General features: G+C 42.1%; 15 protein-coding genes. 11 read left to right on the top strand and 4 right to left on the bottom strand.

The window, feature by feature from the left end; translation table 11 throughout:
- Both IM319_RS03080 and IM319_RS03075 read left to right on the top strand, forming a co-directional pair.
- The coding region (locus IM319_RS03080; protein WP_287734598.1) for an IS1 family transposase at positions 1-174 on the top strand (174 nt) is incomplete at its 5' end.
- Positions 175-441: 267 nt separating this feature from the next.
- Positions 442-1368: a glycosyltransferase family A protein gene (locus tag IM319_RS03075; RefSeq protein WP_287734597.1), complete on the top strand. Its 927-nt coding sequence runs from the start codon at positions 442-444 to the stop codon at positions 1366-1368.
- Between the two features lie 324 nt (positions 1369-1692).
- Here IM319_RS03075 and IM319_RS03070 read toward each other — a convergent pair whose 3' ends face one another.
- Both IM319_RS03070 and IM319_RS03065 read right to left on the bottom strand, forming a co-directional pair.
- On the bottom strand, positions 1693-1995 hold the full coding sequence (locus IM319_RS03070; RefSeq protein ID WP_287734596.1) for an element excision factor XisI family protein: 303 nt from the start codon (positions 1993-1995) through the stop codon (positions 1693-1695).
- 44 nt (positions 1996-2039) lie between these two features.
- Positions 2040-2399 carry an element excision factor XisH family protein gene (locus IM319_RS03065; protein WP_287734595.1) on the bottom strand — a complete coding sequence of 120 codons (360 nt, stop codon included), beginning with the start codon at positions 2397-2399 and terminating at the stop codon, positions 2040-2042.
- A 575-nt stretch (positions 2400-2974) separates the two neighbouring features.
- On the opposite strand from IM319_RS03065, the gene IM319_RS03060 reads away from it, so the two are divergent.
- The 5 genes from IM319_RS03060 (at position 2975) to IM319_RS03040 (ending at position 7847) form a co-directional block, all read left to right on the top strand.
- The gene (locus IM319_RS03060; RefSeq protein ID WP_286824834.1) at positions 2975-3202 is read left to right on the top strand and encodes a hypothetical protein; all 228 of its coding nucleotides are present in this window, start codon (positions 2975-2977) and stop codon (positions 3200-3202) included.
- Positions 3199-3474: a hypothetical protein gene (locus tag IM319_RS03055; protein ID WP_287734594.1), complete on the top strand. Its 276-nt coding sequence runs from the start codon at positions 3199-3201 to the stop codon at positions 3472-3474. The genes IM319_RS03060 and IM319_RS03055 overlap by 4 nt, the downstream gene beginning before the upstream one ends.
- Positions 3475-3706: 232 nt before the next feature.
- Positions 3707-5683 carry an N-6 DNA methylase gene (locus tag IM319_RS03050; RefSeq protein ID WP_287734593.1) on the top strand — a complete coding sequence of 659 codons (1977 nt, stop codon included), beginning with the start codon at positions 3707-3709 and terminating at the stop codon, positions 5681-5683.
- Positions 5677-7425 carry a restriction endonuclease subunit S gene (locus tag IM319_RS03045; RefSeq protein WP_287734592.1) on the top strand — a complete coding sequence of 583 codons (1749 nt, stop codon included), beginning with the start codon at positions 5677-5679 and terminating at the stop codon, positions 7423-7425. The genes IM319_RS03050 and IM319_RS03045 overlap by 7 nt, the downstream gene beginning before the upstream one ends.
- A complete protein-coding gene (locus IM319_RS03040; RefSeq protein WP_287734591.1) occupies positions 7425-7847 on the top strand; it encodes a type II toxin-antitoxin system VapC family toxin in 423 nt (140 codons plus the stop codon). The genes IM319_RS03045 and IM319_RS03040 overlap by 1 nt, the downstream gene beginning before the upstream one ends.
- Positions 7848-7926: 79 nt before the next feature.
- Here the strand turns inward: IM319_RS03040 and dusB are convergent, their stop codons facing one another.
- On the bottom strand, positions 7927-8934 hold the full coding sequence (gene dusB / locus IM319_RS03035) for a tRNA dihydrouridine synthase DusB (RefSeq protein ID WP_287734590.1): 1008 nt from the start codon (positions 8932-8934) through the stop codon (positions 7927-7929).
- Positions 8935-9133: 199 nt separating this feature from the next.
- Here dusB and IM319_RS03030 point away from each other — a divergent pair, with 199 nt between their 5' ends.
- The gene (locus IM319_RS03030; RefSeq protein ID WP_287734589.1) at positions 9134-10708 is read left to right on the top strand and encodes a glucose-6-phosphate isomerase; all 1575 of its coding nucleotides are present in this window, start codon (positions 9134-9136) and stop codon (positions 10706-10708) included.
- A 368-nt stretch (positions 10709-11076) separates the two neighbouring features.
- Complete coding sequence (locus IM319_RS03025; protein WP_287734588.1) at positions 11077-12291, top strand: ABC transporter permease; 1215 nt, start codon at positions 11077-11079, stop codon at positions 12289-12291.
- A 5-nt stretch (positions 12292-12296) separates the two neighbouring features.
- Here the strand turns inward: IM319_RS03025 and hisD are convergent, their stop codons facing one another.
- The gene (hisD, locus tag IM319_RS03020; RefSeq protein WP_287734587.1) at positions 12297-13553 is read right to left on the bottom strand and encodes a histidinol dehydrogenase; all 1257 of its coding nucleotides are present in this window, start codon (positions 13551-13553) and stop codon (positions 12297-12299) included.
- Between the two features lie 325 nt (positions 13554-13878).
- Between hisD and accC the strand changes: the two genes are divergently transcribed.
- Positions 13879-15225 (top strand): acetyl-CoA carboxylase biotin carboxylase subunit, encoded by a 1347-nt coding sequence (accC, locus tag IM319_RS03015; protein ID WP_287734586.1) that lies wholly within the window; start codon positions 13879-13881, stop codon positions 15223-15225.
- Between the two features lie 43 nt (positions 15226-15268).
- Positions 15269-15725: Uma2 family endonuclease (locus IM319_RS03010; protein ID WP_287734585.1), on the top strand; the 457-nt coding region annotated here is incomplete at its 3' end.

Below are 15725 nucleotides of genomic sequence, written 5' to 3'. Positions count from 1 at the left end.
GTTGGTCAAGAAACTGGTCAAACTAATCCTATTGAAAGATTAAATAATACTCTTCGACAAAGAATTTCTAGATTGGTCAGACAGAGTCTATCGTTCTCCAAAAAAATGGATAATCATATCGGGGCTATCTGGTATTTCATACACGACTACAATGCCCAATTGGCAAGGCATTAAGCCCCATCACTACTATCGAATCACCACCTCACCACCGTAAATTTTTGTTACGAAGTGCAGTCAGATTGAACAATTGGTGCTATAAAAGTGGGGAAAAGCTGATGTTATTTCAGCTGATTGTCAGGAATCCACAAAACGGGGTGATATGCCAAAAGTTTCCCCATATCCTTACTCTGAGGACTGTTATAGGTCAAGTTTCTGTATAATCAACAGTTAGATGTCCCTCGATTTTAGGCATACTATCAATTGAAGAGAAGAGAGTAGAGAATGCTTTTATCTATCGTTACACCAACTCGTGGTAATTTCTCATCTTACTGGTTCAAGCAGCTTAGGTCCATTCAAGGAGATGTAGAGCTCATATTAGTTTATCCCCCAGGGCAAGAAATTCAAGAATTTAATGATTCGAGGATAAAAGTTATTGTAAGTCCTTATAAAGGAGAATTAATACAGCGTGCGACTGGTTTATTGAATGTATCAGGAGACTACGTTATCGCTTTAGATGATGATGACTTTTTGCATCCACAGATCACTGACATAGTAAAATCATATTTTGAGTTATATCCTAGAAGTATATGTTTACGTTTATGCAAAAAAAACATACACTATCAAGATACAAAGTCGATTGAGCGTTCATGGGACGATCTACCTGATATTGCTAAGCTCACTGCTGTTGAGACAAAATATAACAGGGAAGAGTATGCTGAAAGTGAAATTCTTCAAGAAATCCCTATTTCTCCTTTAAATAATAAATTTAAGCTTAGCTCCTTATGGTTTTATAGCGAGCGAACGGATCAAAAAGGACCACATCCTGAGAATTTCAATAATAAAGTTTGGAAGTCGAATATTACACGAGAAGCAGTTGAAGATTTATTGAGCTTTACACAAATTTTAGGATCGCTAACTTGGATTCCTTTCTGGTGCTTTGATCGATTGTTAGGTCTGTACTTGCAGGCTAAAATATTTCAGCAGGGAATGGTTCTTGGTCATTGGTTACATGGTGCAGAGCAAATCAGATACATTCAAGCAGCATGGAGTACAAAAGGTGAAATTCGCTCAGCGTTTGCTGCAGATATGCTTCTTGCATTGAGATTTCCACAGTACGGGTATTTTTGGAACTTGTTCTTCTATGAAATGTGGTTTGCCTTGAAAATCTTTATAAAGACAAAATTAAATAGAATTAGTAAGGGTTTTTGAGTCAAAGTTTTGGCTTTCTCTAAACTTTTAGCTTATCATCTTCTAAGACGCAGTTGCGGCGGATGCGTAGGATCTGGTAGGTGCGTTCCCTAATGTAACTCCTACCGCTGCAGCGATCGATTTTGGGGAACACACCATGGTCATTGATTCAAGCAAGTGATTACTCCTAGTCCCTGCAACTGTTCCCTGTGTGCGGCTATAATCGCCAGTACCTTATCCCGTTTCATGGTTTGTATCTCGTTCCCAGATAGAACCCGGGAACGCTCTCTTCATTTAAGCTATTTTATTATGACCGAAAAATCCCTAAGGTGGGCAATGCCTACCTTACTCTAGGGAAAGTCCAGTGATAATATCTTCTGGGGGAATCCCAGCTTGAATTAAATTGGTTGTTAATCCTTCTTCAAGATTATCATCTTCAATGACAATTTTATTTTTCAATAAACGAGCGTGAAATAAAATTGTATTAATCCACGCTTCTTTTTCCCAACCAGTCATAATTATTAAAAAGTTGCCTGATTCTGGATCACAAACTGGAGTAATTTTAAGGGTTTGTAATCGAGGTTGCATCGACGACTCTTTTCTGATAACTTGACTCAGAATATCGGCATAATTTACTGTGTTATCCATTCGACAATTATCTCCTTTTGAGGATTATAAATAATTAAATTGATTTAATTACGTTTAATAACCAGTTGGAAAATAGCTTTTTTGAAGTGTTTTAAATAAACTGCTTGACTAATGCCCAAAAAAAGTTTTCTTTCAGGTTCTTGTGAATCTAAAGCCCATTGGTATAATTGAAGTTGTCCTCTTGTTTTTTCTAATTCACTGATAACTGAAGGCGTATCAAAGTCTTTGATTTCTACGGCAATTTTACGATCTTCTTTTTCCGCAGCAAAAAACTTTTCTGCTCCTAAATCAGCTTTAAGCAAGGTTTTTTCTAAGGTTAGAATTAAAGGATCATCAGTGATTTTCCAACCCTCTTTTTCTAAAGTATGACGTAATGATAAATGTAGATCGTCTCGTCTGGACATCCTTATAAACCCTGCTTAAGAGGTTCGATTTCTATTTTACTACAGTTCGCCCTAATTCGGATTTATTATGACCGAAAAAGCGGTAAGGTGGGCAATGCTCACCCTACTATTTCTATTTTCGCTTGGTCAGGCTAAAAACTAACCCTAATCCTCCTAATCCTAACAAGGCAACAACGGAACTCAGTGCAGATCCAGTAGAGTGCGTTCCCTCATGCAAGTCCTACCGCTGCACTGATAGATTTTGGGGAACGCACCACTATCATTGATTCAAGCAAATGACTACAAGTAAAAAACGTCTATGCACAGCGACGGACGGGAGTGCGATCACTTATGATCAAGTTGTAAATTTTTGTTACGAAGTGCAGTCAGATTGAACAATTAGTGCTAAAATATTAGGGAAAAAGCTGATGTTATTTCGGCTGATTGTCAGGAATCCACAAAACAGGGTGATATGCCGAAAATTTCTGCATATCCTTACTCTCCTTATTCGGAAAGTTTCTGTATAATTAATAGTTGAATTGCAAGAGTAGAAAAAGTAGTAAAATAGTTCAATACCCATAAAACATGAACAAAGCATGACTACTCTGTTGCAAAAAGCATTCACAGAAATCCAGAAACTGCCAGAGTTTCTTCAAGATGAACTTGCTCAACAATTGCTGGAAGACATTGAAAGTGAATTAAAATGGCAGAAAAGCCTTTCCAACGAGGATCTGGAATTGGGAGCTTTAATAACAATGGCACAGGAAGCCCTTATAGAAGAACAAGAGGGGAGAACAGAAGATAAAGGCTTTGGGGAAGAATGAAGTCAGCCAGAACCCAGAGGTTTCGTCAACTTTTTCTAAGTTTGCCGCAAAGGGTACAAGAAACAGCCAAGAAAAATTACGAGATTTGGAAAGAAAATCCATTTCACCCCAGCCTAGAGTTCAAAGAGGTGAAACCAAGAGAAAAAATCTGGTCAGTCAGAGTCGGCATTGGATGGCGAGCATTAGGGATTAAGAAGTCAGATGAAGAAAAGATAGTTTGGTTCTGGGTTGGGTCGCACTCCGAGTATGACAAGATTCTAGGTAAGAATTAGGGGCGATCTAACCAATCACTGCACCGGACCGAGAGTTAGACTAATAATATTATTCAAGGTTGATGATAGCGGGTCAGTGGGATCGCCGATCAACTTGGTCTGGGTTGACGGCCAACGGTTGACCCGCTATCAGTTCTTCCAGCCTGTAAATTTAAAATAAGCAGTTGGTCATAGCAGATCATTTACCGGTAAAACATTAAGGAAGGTAAATTTTCTTTGTGGGGGGAGGGCAATGTCTAAGCTCTTAGCAACACTTCCAGATGGTAAGGTCTGTGATTTCATAGATCAGAAAATCCGTAACGATACGCCCGAAGAGTATGTTCGTCAAAACATCGAGCGTCGTTTAGTGCTGGAATTGGGCTATTTGCCAGAACAGATCGAGGTTGAGTATCCAATTAAGCAGGGTAGTAAGACTGTTCGAGTGGATCTGGCTATTTTCCGTGAGGGCGATCAACACAATCAGGAAAATATTTGGATCGTTATTGAGTGCAAAAAAGACTCAGTAACACCCTCAGCCAGTAAAGACGGGATTGAACAACTTCGATCTTATATGGCGGCTTGTGATAACTCTGAATGGGGGATGTGGACAAATGGTAGGAAAAAGACCGTCTTGCGCCGCATTAGGACAAAGGAAGGCATTGAGTATGAAGAGCCTAATGATATTCCTTCTAAGAATGGTAATGTTGAGGAAGTTGATCGCCCAACTCGTGATGCTTTAAAAAATGCAGTTGGTGATAATTTACTGTTTTCTTTTAAGATTTGCCACGATCATATTTATGTGACTGATGGGCTACAAAAACAACCTGCCTTTTTTGAGCTTTTAAAGGTTATTTTTTGTAAGATTCATGATGAACGCAATTTTCCTAATCCATTGGAATTTTATGCAACAGCAAAAGAGAAAAAGAGTAATGATGGGCGGTTAACTGTTTTTAATCGCATTAGCAAAATTTTTAGCGCAGTTAAGAAACAATATCCTGCTATTTTTGACGCAAATGATGAGATTAAACTTCAACCGCGTTCTTTAGCTTATATCATCGGTGAGCTTCAACGCTATAGCTTTTTGAGTACAAATATTGATGTTAAAGGAAAAGCCTATGAAGAACTGGTTGGCGCAAATTTAAGGGGCGATCGTGGTGAATTTTTCACACCTCGAAATGTGCAAAAAATGACTATTCGTATGCTGGAGCCGAAAGTCACTGATAAGATTCTCGATCAATCCTGTGGGACGGGTGGCTTTCTGGTAATTGCGATGAATGAAGTCATTAAAAAGTTAAAACTACAAGCAGGAGTAACTGAACAGTCAGAGCCTTGGATGCAAAATGCACTGAATTCTAAAATTCAAGAAACAGCTAAAGCTAATTTCTTTGGGATTGATATTAATCCAGATCTTGTAAAGGCTACCAAGATGAATATGGTGATGAACAATGACGGCTCTGGAAATATTCTTAGACAAGATTCTTTGTTGCATCCTCATCAATGGGAAGATAGTTTTCGCAAGCAATTTGCAAAGGCTTTAGATATCGACCCCAAAACTCTACGCAGTGAAAAAGATCTGGGTCATTTTGATTTAATTGCAACAAATCCGCCTTTTGGTTCAAAGTTACCAATTAAGGACGAAGAAACCTTAAAACAATATCAGCTTGCCCACGTTTGGAAAGAAACTGAGTCTGGATGGGAACCAACAGAACAACTTCAAGGTTCTGCATCGCCTGAAATCTTATTTATTGAACGATGCTGGCAGTTTTTGAAACCAGAGGGACGTATGGGAATCGTTTTGCCTGATGCAATTTTGGGCGCTCCTGGGTTGCTTTATGTACGGTATTGGTTAATTAAGCATTGCCGAATTGTTGCATCGATTGATCTTCATCCTGATACTTTCCAGCCTATGACTGGTGTTAAAACATCACTTTTAATTCTTCAAAAAAAGCAAGAGAAAGAAATATATCAAGAAGTATTGCAAGATTATGAAATATTTATGGCGCAAGTAAGGTCTATTGGGTATGATAAACGAGGAAATCCAGTTTATAAGAGGAATGAGGATGGCGAAGAAATATTATTGCCATCTGATGAAACTACTCAAAGTTCTCAAGGAAAAAAACAGTCAGTAGTTAACAGCTTTAGTTCATATAAGAAAGTTCTAGATGATGATACACCCTATATTGCTGATGCTTTTCTTCATTGGAAAAAGGAGATGTTCTTAAAATGGTAACCTCTACATTACACTCGGAAATAGTATATACTTCCGCTTCAAAAATCATATACTTCCCAACTAATGATCAACAACAGTTGTTATATGCTTCTGTTTTGGAAATGACTTGTTCTGCACCAGAATATGACCTAGAAGAACCAGTGACTTCTATCCGACATAGCACTATTAAGTTTAGTGACCTTTATAGATTTGACTTTAGATTGGATGCGAAGTTTAATCTTGAGACTAAATTTAATAATGATAATGCTATTCAAACAGAAAATAGTAATTTGCCAAACAAACCGCTTTATAAAGAAAATGATGGTTTTTGCGAAGAAATTTTCTCTCCTTCTGGTATTAAAAGAGTTTATACGCAAAGTAACGAACAGAGTATTGGGCTTATTTCGGGTTCAGAAATTACCAGCTTTCAACCCAAAATTAATCAATATTTAAGTTGCAATAGCCTTCCTGATATAGAAAAACTATTGATTCAACAATGGGATATTCTTATTTCTCGTTGTGGAGTAATAGGAAATGTTAGTTTAGCTACGGAACAATTCATAGGTAATGCTCTTACATCAGATATTATTCGTATTCGTTGTAATGATGCTGATACAGCAGGTTATATCACTGCTTTTCTTCGTAGTCGATATGGTCGTTCTCAATTAACACAATCAACTTATGGATCGGTTATTGTTCATATTGAGCCTAAACATCTTGAAAGAGTTCTAATGCCTGATTTGCCACCGATTCGTCGGATTGAAATTGGTCGTTTAATGTGCCAAGCTGGAGAATTGCGTGATGAAGCAAATCATTTGTTAGATGAAGCCGATCGCCTTCTCCATGAACGGTTAAACCTACCCTATCTCAAAGATATTGCTCCGCGTGGTAGTGCATCTTTTACAACTACGATCAAAGCCTCACAATTAATGGGACGCTTAGAAGGCAGTTTTCATAATCCCGAAGCGATCGCTGCTGAAAAACAACTAGCCAAGTTACCTGTTGAGATTACTAAAATTGGCGATCGGCGAGTTACCAAAGAAGTTAGAGCAATTACAAGATTTCGAGCGCGAACTTATGTCGAAAAAGGTGGGATTCCGCTATTAAGTAGTAAGCAACTTTTTCAAGTCGATCCAATTGATGTCAAGAAATTAGCAAAAGGCGCACATACAAAAGACTTGCCAGAAATTCAGCTAGAAGAAAATATGATCGCTGTTACCTGCTCAGGCACAATTGGGCGAGTACAAATCATTCCTAAGTACATGGCAAACTGGACAGCAAATCAACACGCCAATCGTTTGTTAGCTTCAGATGATATTAATGCTGGATATCTCTACGCTTGGTTAGTTTCCGATTATGGATACAGTCTCATGACTCGTCACGCTTATGGTTCAGTAATTCTTGAATTTGACCGATTTATGCTTGCTTCTGTCCATATTCCATTACCTGAACCAGCTATTAGAAATGAAATTGGCGATCTAGTTCTCAAAGCTAACCAACTACGCGATCAGGCTTGGCGCAATGAACAAGAAGCGATTTCTAAATTAGAAAAACTGATTTCTTCTAAATCAAATACACCTATGAATAATCAAACACCTATCGAGAGTTTCTCTTTAGCAAATATTAAATTTGACTATAATGCAGAACCAATCTGGGAATTAGCCGCCCGACTTTCTGCCAAAATTCCCAATGAAGAATGGGCAAAACTACCAAAAGACTTAGCCCAAAACTTTGACCATTATCAACAGCAACAGGATAGTTAGTGAGAGTCGTTTTCGCCGATACAGGTTATTGGGTTGCCCTACTTAACCCCAGTGATAATTTGCATAAAAAAGCTGTTCAGCTATCAAAAACATTGCATCCCGTCTATATTGTCACCAGTGAAGCCGTCCTTATCGAAGTCTTAAACGACTTTTCTAAACGTGGTGAGTATTTCCGTGACTTAGCCATAGAGCTAACTCAAAATTTGCGTTCTAACCCCAATGTTCGTATTGTTCCCCAAACCAGTGAGCAATTTGAACAAGGATTAAGACTATATCAACAGCGTAAAGACAAAGCATGGAGTCATACAGATTGCGTATCTTTCAAAATAATGGAAGAAAATGGAATCACAGAAGCACTCGCTTATGACAAACATTTTGCCCAAGCAGGCTTCACCGCTCTGATGCCGAATTGTCGGGTTTGAGTTCGCAAGTAAATGTACCTTGTCGATGATGCTGAGGAACCAGCAAAAGGTTCGTAAGAATCTACAGCTTACAGCACTGTTATCTGTAAATATTCTCGTTTTCAAGGTGTAATTGGGCAATAGCTCGATCAATTAAATCATAGCCCTCCCCCAGGGATTCGATCTGCGAAAACCGATCGCGCCAAACCGCTGCACCGGTAAAATCCTGACAATACCAAGCCAGATGTTTCCGCGCTTGCCAGATACCGCGTTGTCCCTTGTATAGCCATAGCCCCTGTAAATGCTCTTTAGCTAGGCTTAACAGGTCAATAGAGGTGGGTTTCGGCAAATTTTTGCCTGTTTTGAGGTAATAATCGATTTCCCCCACCAAATAGGGATAACCGAGGGTTCCCCGCGAACACATCACCCCATCGGCCCCGGTAAATTCCAAACAATTAATCGCCGCTTCCACAGAAACGATATCGCCATTAGCGATGACAGGAATCGATAAAACCTCCTTCACCCGTTTAATCCATTGCCAATCGGCCGGCCCGTGATAACCCTGTTCCCTAGTGCGTGCGTGCAGGGTCAACATTTGCGCTCCCGCATCTTCCAAACGACGGGCAAAATCGATAATATTAATCTCTTGAGCGTTCCATCCCAAGCGAGTTTTCACCGTTACCGGCACCGATACCGCTCCCACCACTTCCCTAACAATTTGCTCGGCAATTTCTGGCTGTCGTAAAAGCGAAGAACCGCCGCCTTTTTTAGTAATTTTATTAACAGGACAACCCATATTAATATCGATGGTCATCGCTCCTTCCTTAACCGCTTTTTCTGCCGCCACAGCCATAAAATCGGGACGGCAATCAAATAACTGCATACTAATTGGTTGTTCTTTGTCCCCGATAACCATCAATTGCGGTAACTCTTGCAGCTGGGAGATTTCTGTCGCGTTGACCATCTCCGTATAGAGCATGGAATCGGGAGCAAAGCGTCTCACCAAGCGCCGAAAAACTAAATCGGTGACACCGGATAAAGGTGATTGCAAGACGCGGCTATGTACTTCTAAATTACCGATTTTGAGAGGGGATGAGTAAATAGCCATAGAATCGGTTGAAAAATCAACAGCCAACACCAGCAAACCGAACAATTAGGAGATAGTTCCGTCACTGTTAACATTTTGCCAACTCCTAATATAAGCTTAACCCTAATCGTCTAGTCTAAAACTACCTGTATGATGATTGGAGAGGATAGAATCCTATCTCTCCTAAACGAGTAATTAAACAAAAATTTCGCTTTTTTTTATGGATAATCTGCAACTCTGGCAACGTTACCAAGATTGGTTATACTATCACCCTAACCTAGAACTTTATCTCGATGTCAGTCGGATTCCCTTCGATGAGGGTTTTCTCAAAGGTCTAGAAGCAAAATTTGAGCGCGCTTTCCAAGATATGACAGCTTTAGAACAGGGTGCGATCGCCAATCCCGACGAACAGCGTATGGTCGGCCACTACTGGCTGCGCGCTCCTGAACTCGCTCCTAACCAGGAATTGCGGGCCGAAATCACCGAACCCATAGCACAGATTAAAGAATTTGTCAAGAAAATTCACTCCGGAGCAATTAAACCGCCTGATCAAGAAAAATTTAGCCATATTCTCTGTGTAGGCATCGGGGGGTCTGCTTTGGGTCCCCAATTCGTCGGTTCGGCTCTAGCACCCGATTTTCCCCCCTTAGAGATTGCTTTTATTGATAATACCGACCCGAAAGGCATCGATCGCACCCTAGCCCATTTACCCTTAGCTACCACCCTCGTTATCGTCACCAGTAAATCCGGCGGCACTCCCGAAGCGAGAAACGGAATGTTAGAAGTCCGCAACGCTTACGAAAAACAAGATTTAGACTTTCCGCAACACGCGGTCGCCGTCACTATGCCGGGTAGCCAACTGGACAAATACGCCCAAGATTGGCTAACTCGTTTCCCCATGCAGGATTGGGTCGGTGGTCGTACATCAGAACTATCGGCCGTCGGTCTTCTCCCGGCCGCTTTGCAGGGTATCGACATTGATGAAATGTTAGCCGGGGCCAAAGAAATGGACATCGCCACCCGCGTCCATAACCTGAAAAAAAATCCTAGCGCCCTACTGGCTCTGGCTTGGTATCATGAGGGCAATGGCAAGGGAGAGAAAGATATGGTTATTCTGCCCTACAAAGACAGCCTCTATCTCTTTAGCCGCTATCTGCAACAATTGGTAATGGAGTCCCTCGGTAAAGAAAAAGACCTCGATGGTAAGACGGTGTACCAAGGTATCGCCGTCTATGGTAACAAAGGTTCCACCGACCAACACGCCTACGTTCAACAATTACGCGAAGGTGTTCCCAATTTCTTCGCCACTTTTATTGAAGTGTTAAAAGACCGACAAGGAGATTCCATGGAAGTGGAAACCGGCTCCACTACTGGCGATTTCCTCTCAGGATTACTGCAAGGTACTCGACAAGCTTTATACGAAAATAGTCGCCACTCTATCACTATCACGATCCCAGAGGTTACTCCCCGTCAGGTGGGGGCCTTAATCGCCCTCTACGAACGGGCTGTTAGTTTCTATGCTAGTTTAGTTAACATTAACGCCTACCATCAACCCGGGGTAGAAGCAGGGAAAAACGCCGCCGCTTCCATTCTGGATTTACAGAGAAAAATCGTGCAAGTTGTTCGGGAAACGGGGACTTCTCTCGACCTAACCACACTAGCGGCTAAAATCGGCTCTAGTGACCAAGTTGAGGCTATCTATAAAATTGTCCGTCATCTCAACGCTAATCGGCGCAGTTTAACTATTACCGGCGATTTAAGCAAACCGGAAACGATCCAAATCTCTACCCGCTAATCCGTTATCAGTTATCAGTTATCAGTTATCAGTTATCAGTTATCAGATGTAAGTTTTAAGTTAATTAGTTATTTATTTATCAGATGTAAGTTAATTAGCTATTTAGTTATTTATTTATAGCGGTTCTCACATCTGTGTGGCACACTTTAACCTTTGCTGATTAAGCTTTTCAGGATTGAGAATGTACCTCTTGTCAACAGGAAACGCTATATCTTCATCTTTATCCCTGTTTACTGATTACTGTTTACTGATTACTGTTTACTGATTACTGTTTACTGATTACTGTTTACTGATTACTGTTTACTGATTACTGTTTACTGATTACTGTTTACTGTTTACTGATTACTGATCACTGAATATAACTAACCATGGAAATGCTCGAAAACCTGAAAATGGCTTTTTCCGCTTTGATGGGCAATAAACTGCGTAGTGGTCTGACCATGCTAGGAATTGCTATCGGTAACGCCTCCGTCATTGCCCTAGTGGGAGTGGGTGAAGGAGCGCAAAAAGTCGCCCTCGAGCAGTTTGAAGCCCTCGGTCCGAATGTTTTATTTGTTTCCACCTCCTCGCGCAATGTCCGGCGGACAATTCCTAATCCCCGGCCTCTCACCTACGAAGATGCTCAAGCGATCGCAGCTCAAGTTCCCGCCATTGCCGCCATTTCTCCCGAATTGAGCGGTAAAAGAATCTTATCCTTCGGTAATAGAACCAGTAATAGCCCCCTAATCGGGGTGGGAGCCGAGTACCTAAACGTGCGTAACCGTCAACTATCTAAAGGTAGATTTATTATGGAATCTGACCTGAAACGGGATAATCGCGTGATTGTCTTGGGATCGGAATTAGCCAAAAATCTCTTTGGTAATCGCAATCCCGTCGGCGAAAATCTTCGCATCGGCAATCTTAGTTTTCAAGTTATTGGAGTTTTACAGGCGAAAGGCTCCTTATTTGAGACTAATCAGGACGATCGAGCGTTAATTCCCCTAACTACTATGTCTAATCAGGTTTTAGGGCGCAATTCTATCTATGGCATTCCCCTAACTCATATTTCTGTCTTGGCGAAAAACTCTGCCCAAATTAAAGCCGCTCAGTTTCAGATTAGCAACCTGCTGCAAATGCGTCATCAGGTCAGCGACGAGAATTATGTGCAGGTTTTCCTCCAAACCACAGTCTTAGAAATGGCCAAAGAGACTAACGATAGTTTAACTAGAATGTTAGCCTCGATCGCCAGTATTTCCCTTTTTGTCGGGGGAATCGGCGTAATGAATATTATGCTCGTGTCAGTCACGGAAAGAACCCAAGAAATCGGGTTAAGAAAGGCTTTAGGAGCCAAAGAAGGGGATATAAAAGGTCAATTTCTCATTGAATCGGTGATTTTAGCCACCACTGGCGGAATTATCGGGATTTTTGTCGGCATTCAAGGAATGTATCTAGCGGGAATTTTTGCCGCTTTAACCACCAGTGTCTCAATCCCTGCGATAATTCTCGCTTTAGGAGTTTCTAGTGCCATCGGTCTAATTTTCGGTGTTGTTCCCGCTCATCGTGCCGCTAAATTAGACCCAATAGTTGCTTTGAGAAGATTATAGTTTTTCTAGGTCTTGTCCTGACCTCGGGATTCTATACCCGCGTCCGTTGTCGTAAATCCCTCCGCTTGCGCTAATATTTGCAGATTGTGGGCTATGGAGGCGAAAGAATCGGCAGGATATTCGATTAAAGTGGCGGAATCGAGAAAAGTTTCCACTCCCACGGGACAACCCAAATAATCAGCCACCGCTTTTGGAGTAGTGGAACCGAGGAGAATAGTTCCCGATTGTCTCACAGAAGATAGCTTTTCCCAAGGCTCATCGATCATTAAGGATAAATGGGTGGGAGCAAAAAGATTCGATAATTCGATCGCTTTCTCCAATGATTCCACCACCACGATTAAACCATAATGAGCGATCGCTTTTTCCGTTAACAATCTCTGGGGATGTACCTGTAACTGTTTTTGCACTTCTTCCTGTACTATTAGGGACAAAGCCTTATCCGTCGTCAATAAAATCGCTGCCGCTAGGGAATACTGTTCCGCTTGCGCTAATAAATCTAGGGCCAACTGCCTGGGATTGGCTTGACTATCGGCAATAATAACCAAATCAGAAGTAATAGAGAGATAATCGATTTTTACATGGTCAGAAACCAGTTTTTTAGCCAAATTAGTATAAAAATCACCTATTCCGGCAATCATCTCCACGGGAGCGATCGTTTTTGTACCGTAGGCTAAAGCGGCGATCGCCTGTGGTCCAGCCACCCGATAAATCTCACTAATACCCACCGATTGGGCTGCCACTAAAATCGCCGGATGGATGCGTAAATCTTCATCAGCAGGAGATACCATCACAATCCGTTTAACCCCCGCTATTTTGGCAGGAATCGCCTGTTGGAGCAATAAACTGAGATAGGCCCGTTTCCCATCGGGAACGACAATTCCCACGCTGTTAACCGGTTGATAACGTTTCCCCCGAACCGTACCATCCTCAGGAAACTGTACCCAAGCTTTGGGAAGACGCTGACGATGAAAAGCCTCCATTTTTTGACAGGCAACGGCGATCGCATTTAATAAATCCTGCGACACCTGTTGATAAGCAGCATCGAGTTCCGAGCCACTCACCTTCAGTTGTTGTAGATTAAGGGACTGTTGGTAGAATTTTTCCGTGTAATCCACCAACGAGCGATCGCCAGAAAGTCGCACCTGCTCGACAATCTCTCGGACAAGCGATTCTTTTTCCCGAATTTCCGGATCGTCGAACCGTTCCCGAATTCGTCTCAGTTCCGTTCTGGCTGACCATGGCTCTGTGATAATTCGCAACATCGAGCTATTATCCTCTAGGGGCGAAACGAGATTAAAAAGTTTTCACTCCTCACACTCTAGCTTATCGCTTTCAATCTTGACCGGGGAGGGAGACCGAGTCAGTTATTTTCGCCGTTAGTCGTTAGGGGGCAGGAGGCAGGAGATAGGGTGATAGGGTGATAGGGTGATGAGACAACTTCCCCACTTCCCCACTTCCCCACTTCCCCACTTCCCCCCGCAACGCGCACGAAGTGGTCTCCCCACTTCCCGATTTCCCCAAGGTAACAAAACCAGATATTCTACTAAATAGTCGCCTATCACACCAGCCTGATCTCGTGGTTGTCCAATGCAGTTTGCCAAGATATTAATCGCCAATCGCGGGGAAATCGCCTTAAGAATCCTTCATAGTTGCGAAGAATTGGGCATTAGAACCGTTGCCGTCCACTCTACCATCGATCGCCATGCCCTTCACGTTCAACTGGCCGATGAGAGTGTTTGTATTGGTCCGCCCCCAAGCAGCAAAAGTTACTTAAATATCCCTAATATCATCTCGGCTGCCCTAACACGCAACGCCACGGCGATCCATCCCGGTTACGGTTTTTTGGCAGAAAACGCCCGCTTTGCCGAAATTTGTGCCGATCATCAGTTAACTTTTATCGGTCCGTCTCCCAGCGCTATTCTGGCTATGGGGGATAAATCTACCGCTAAAAAAACCATGCAAAAAGCGGGAATTCCCACTATCCCTGGCAGTGGTGGTTTAATTACCTCAGAAGCGGAAGCAAAACGTATCGCTGATGACATCGGTTATCCTGTCCTGATTAAAGCCACCGCCGGCGGTGGAGGGCGTGGGATGCGTCTTGTCAAGAGTTCAGATGAACTAGGTGATATGTTAAAAGCCGCCCAAGGGGAAGCAGCAGCGGCTTTTGGCAATTCAGGAGTATATCTAGAAAAATTTATCGAATGTCCCCGACATATCGAGTTTCAGATTTTGGCCGATAGTCACGGTAACGTGATCCATTTAGGAGAAAGAGACTGTTCGATTCAGCGACGACACCAAAAACTGCTAGAAGAAGCACCCAGCCCCTTCTTAACGCCCCATTTACGCTCAAAAATGGGTAATGCCGCCGTTAAAGCCGCTAAATCGATTAATTACGTCGGGGTGGGAACTGTGGAATTTTTAGTCGATAAACACGGCAATTTTTACTTCATGGAAATGAACACCCGTATTCAGGTGGAACACCCCGTCACGGAGATGATCACGGGGATAGACCTGATCCGAGAACAAATTCTGGTGGCACAGGGCGAAAAACTGCAAATTAAGCAAGATCAGGTGATATTTAGAGGGCATTCGATCGAGTGTCGCATTAATGCCGAGGATCCCGATCGCAATTTTCGCCCCCACCCTGGCAAAATTAGCGGTTATCTGCCCCCCGGCGGTCCCGGTGTCCGCATGGATTCCCACGTTTACACCGATTACGAAATCCCCCCCTATTACGATTCCCTAATCGGTAAATTAATTGTCTGGGGAGAAAATCGCGAAACTGCGATTAAACGCATGAAACGCGCCCTGCGGGAATGTGCGATCACGGGAGTACCGACGACTATTGATTTCCATCGTAAAATATTGGAAACTCCCGCCTTTTTAGCCGGAGATGTTTACACTAATTTCATCCAAGAACATCTCTTGCCCTAGCGCGTTACCATGAATTTTAGACGAGAGTAGGTTGGGGATAATAATGACAGTAGAAGTTAAATTTAACTCGTTTCAACTCAGCGATGAACAGTTCTTTCAACTTTGTCAGGATAACCGAGATTTGCGCTTGGAACGCAACCCAAAAGGAGATTTAATTATTATGCCACCGACTGGAGGAGAAACCAGTAATTCTAACGCTGGAATCACTGCCCAATTATGGTTATGGAATAACCTAAATAAATTAGGTGTAGTTTTTGATTCTTCTGGAGGATTTAAACTACCCAATGGGGCCGATCGCTCTCCCGATGCTGCTTGGATACCTTTGGAAAAATGGCAAGCTTTAACCCCACAACAAAAGAAAAGATTTTTACCTCTATCTCCCGATTTTGTCATTGAATTAATGTCTCCTAGTGACAACATAGAAACTGCTAGGAAAAAAATGCAAGAATATTTAGATAATGGGACTCGTTTAGGTTGGTTAATCAATAGAAAAACTAGAG

It is taken from the genome of Microcystis sp. M113S1, assembly GCF_020246945.1.
Taxonomy (GTDB): domain Bacteria; phylum Cyanobacteriota; class Cyanobacteriia; order Cyanobacteriales; family Microcystaceae; genus Microcystis.
The sequence above is the reverse complement of the archived record's forward strand: the minus strand, read 5'-3'. Positions and strand labels throughout refer to the sequence as shown.

Bases quoted from the DNA above. Each gene is read 5' to 3' on its own strand.
- IM319_RS03050 (WP_287734593.1), top strand. From the start codon at position 3,707: ATGTCTAAGCTCTTAGCAACACTTCCAGATGGTAAGGTCTGTGATTTC.
- IM319_RS03025 (WP_287734588.1), top strand. From the start codon at position 11,077: ATGGAAATGCTCGAAAACCTGAAAATGGCTTTTTCCGCTTTGATGGGC.
- hisD (WP_287734587.1), bottom strand. From the start codon at position 13,553: ATGTTGCGAATTATCACAGAGCCATGGTCAGCCAGAACGGAACTGAGA.
- IM319_RS03075 (WP_287734597.1), top strand. From the start codon at position 442: ATGCTTTTATCTATCGTTACACCAACTCGTGGTAATTTCTCATCTTAC.
- IM319_RS03070 (WP_287734596.1), bottom strand. From the start codon at position 1,995: ATGGATAACACAGTAAATTATGCCGATATTCTGAGTCAAGTTATCAGA.
- IM319_RS03045 (WP_287734592.1), top strand. From the start codon at position 5,677: ATGGTAACCTCTACATTACACTCGGAAATAGTATATACTTCCGCTTCA.
- IM319_RS03065 (WP_287734595.1), bottom strand. From the start codon at position 2,399: ATGTCCAGACGAGACGATCTACATTTATCATTACGTCATACTTTAGAA.
- IM319_RS03060 (WP_286824834.1), top strand. From the start codon at position 2,975: ATGACTACTCTGTTGCAAAAAGCATTCACAGAAATCCAGAAACTGCCA.
- IM319_RS03055 (WP_287734594.1), top strand. From the start codon at position 3,199: ATGAAGTCAGCCAGAACCCAGAGGTTTCGTCAACTTTTTCTAAGTTTG.
- dusB (WP_287734590.1), bottom strand. From the start codon at position 8,934: ATGGCTATTTACTCATCCCCTCTCAAAATCGGTAATTTAGAAGTACAT.
- accC (WP_287734586.1), top strand. From the start codon at position 13,879: ATGCAGTTTGCCAAGATATTAATCGCCAATCGCGGGGAAATCGCCTTA.
- IM319_RS03030 (WP_287734589.1), top strand. From the start codon at position 9,134: ATGGATAATCTGCAACTCTGGCAACGTTACCAAGATTGGTTATACTAT.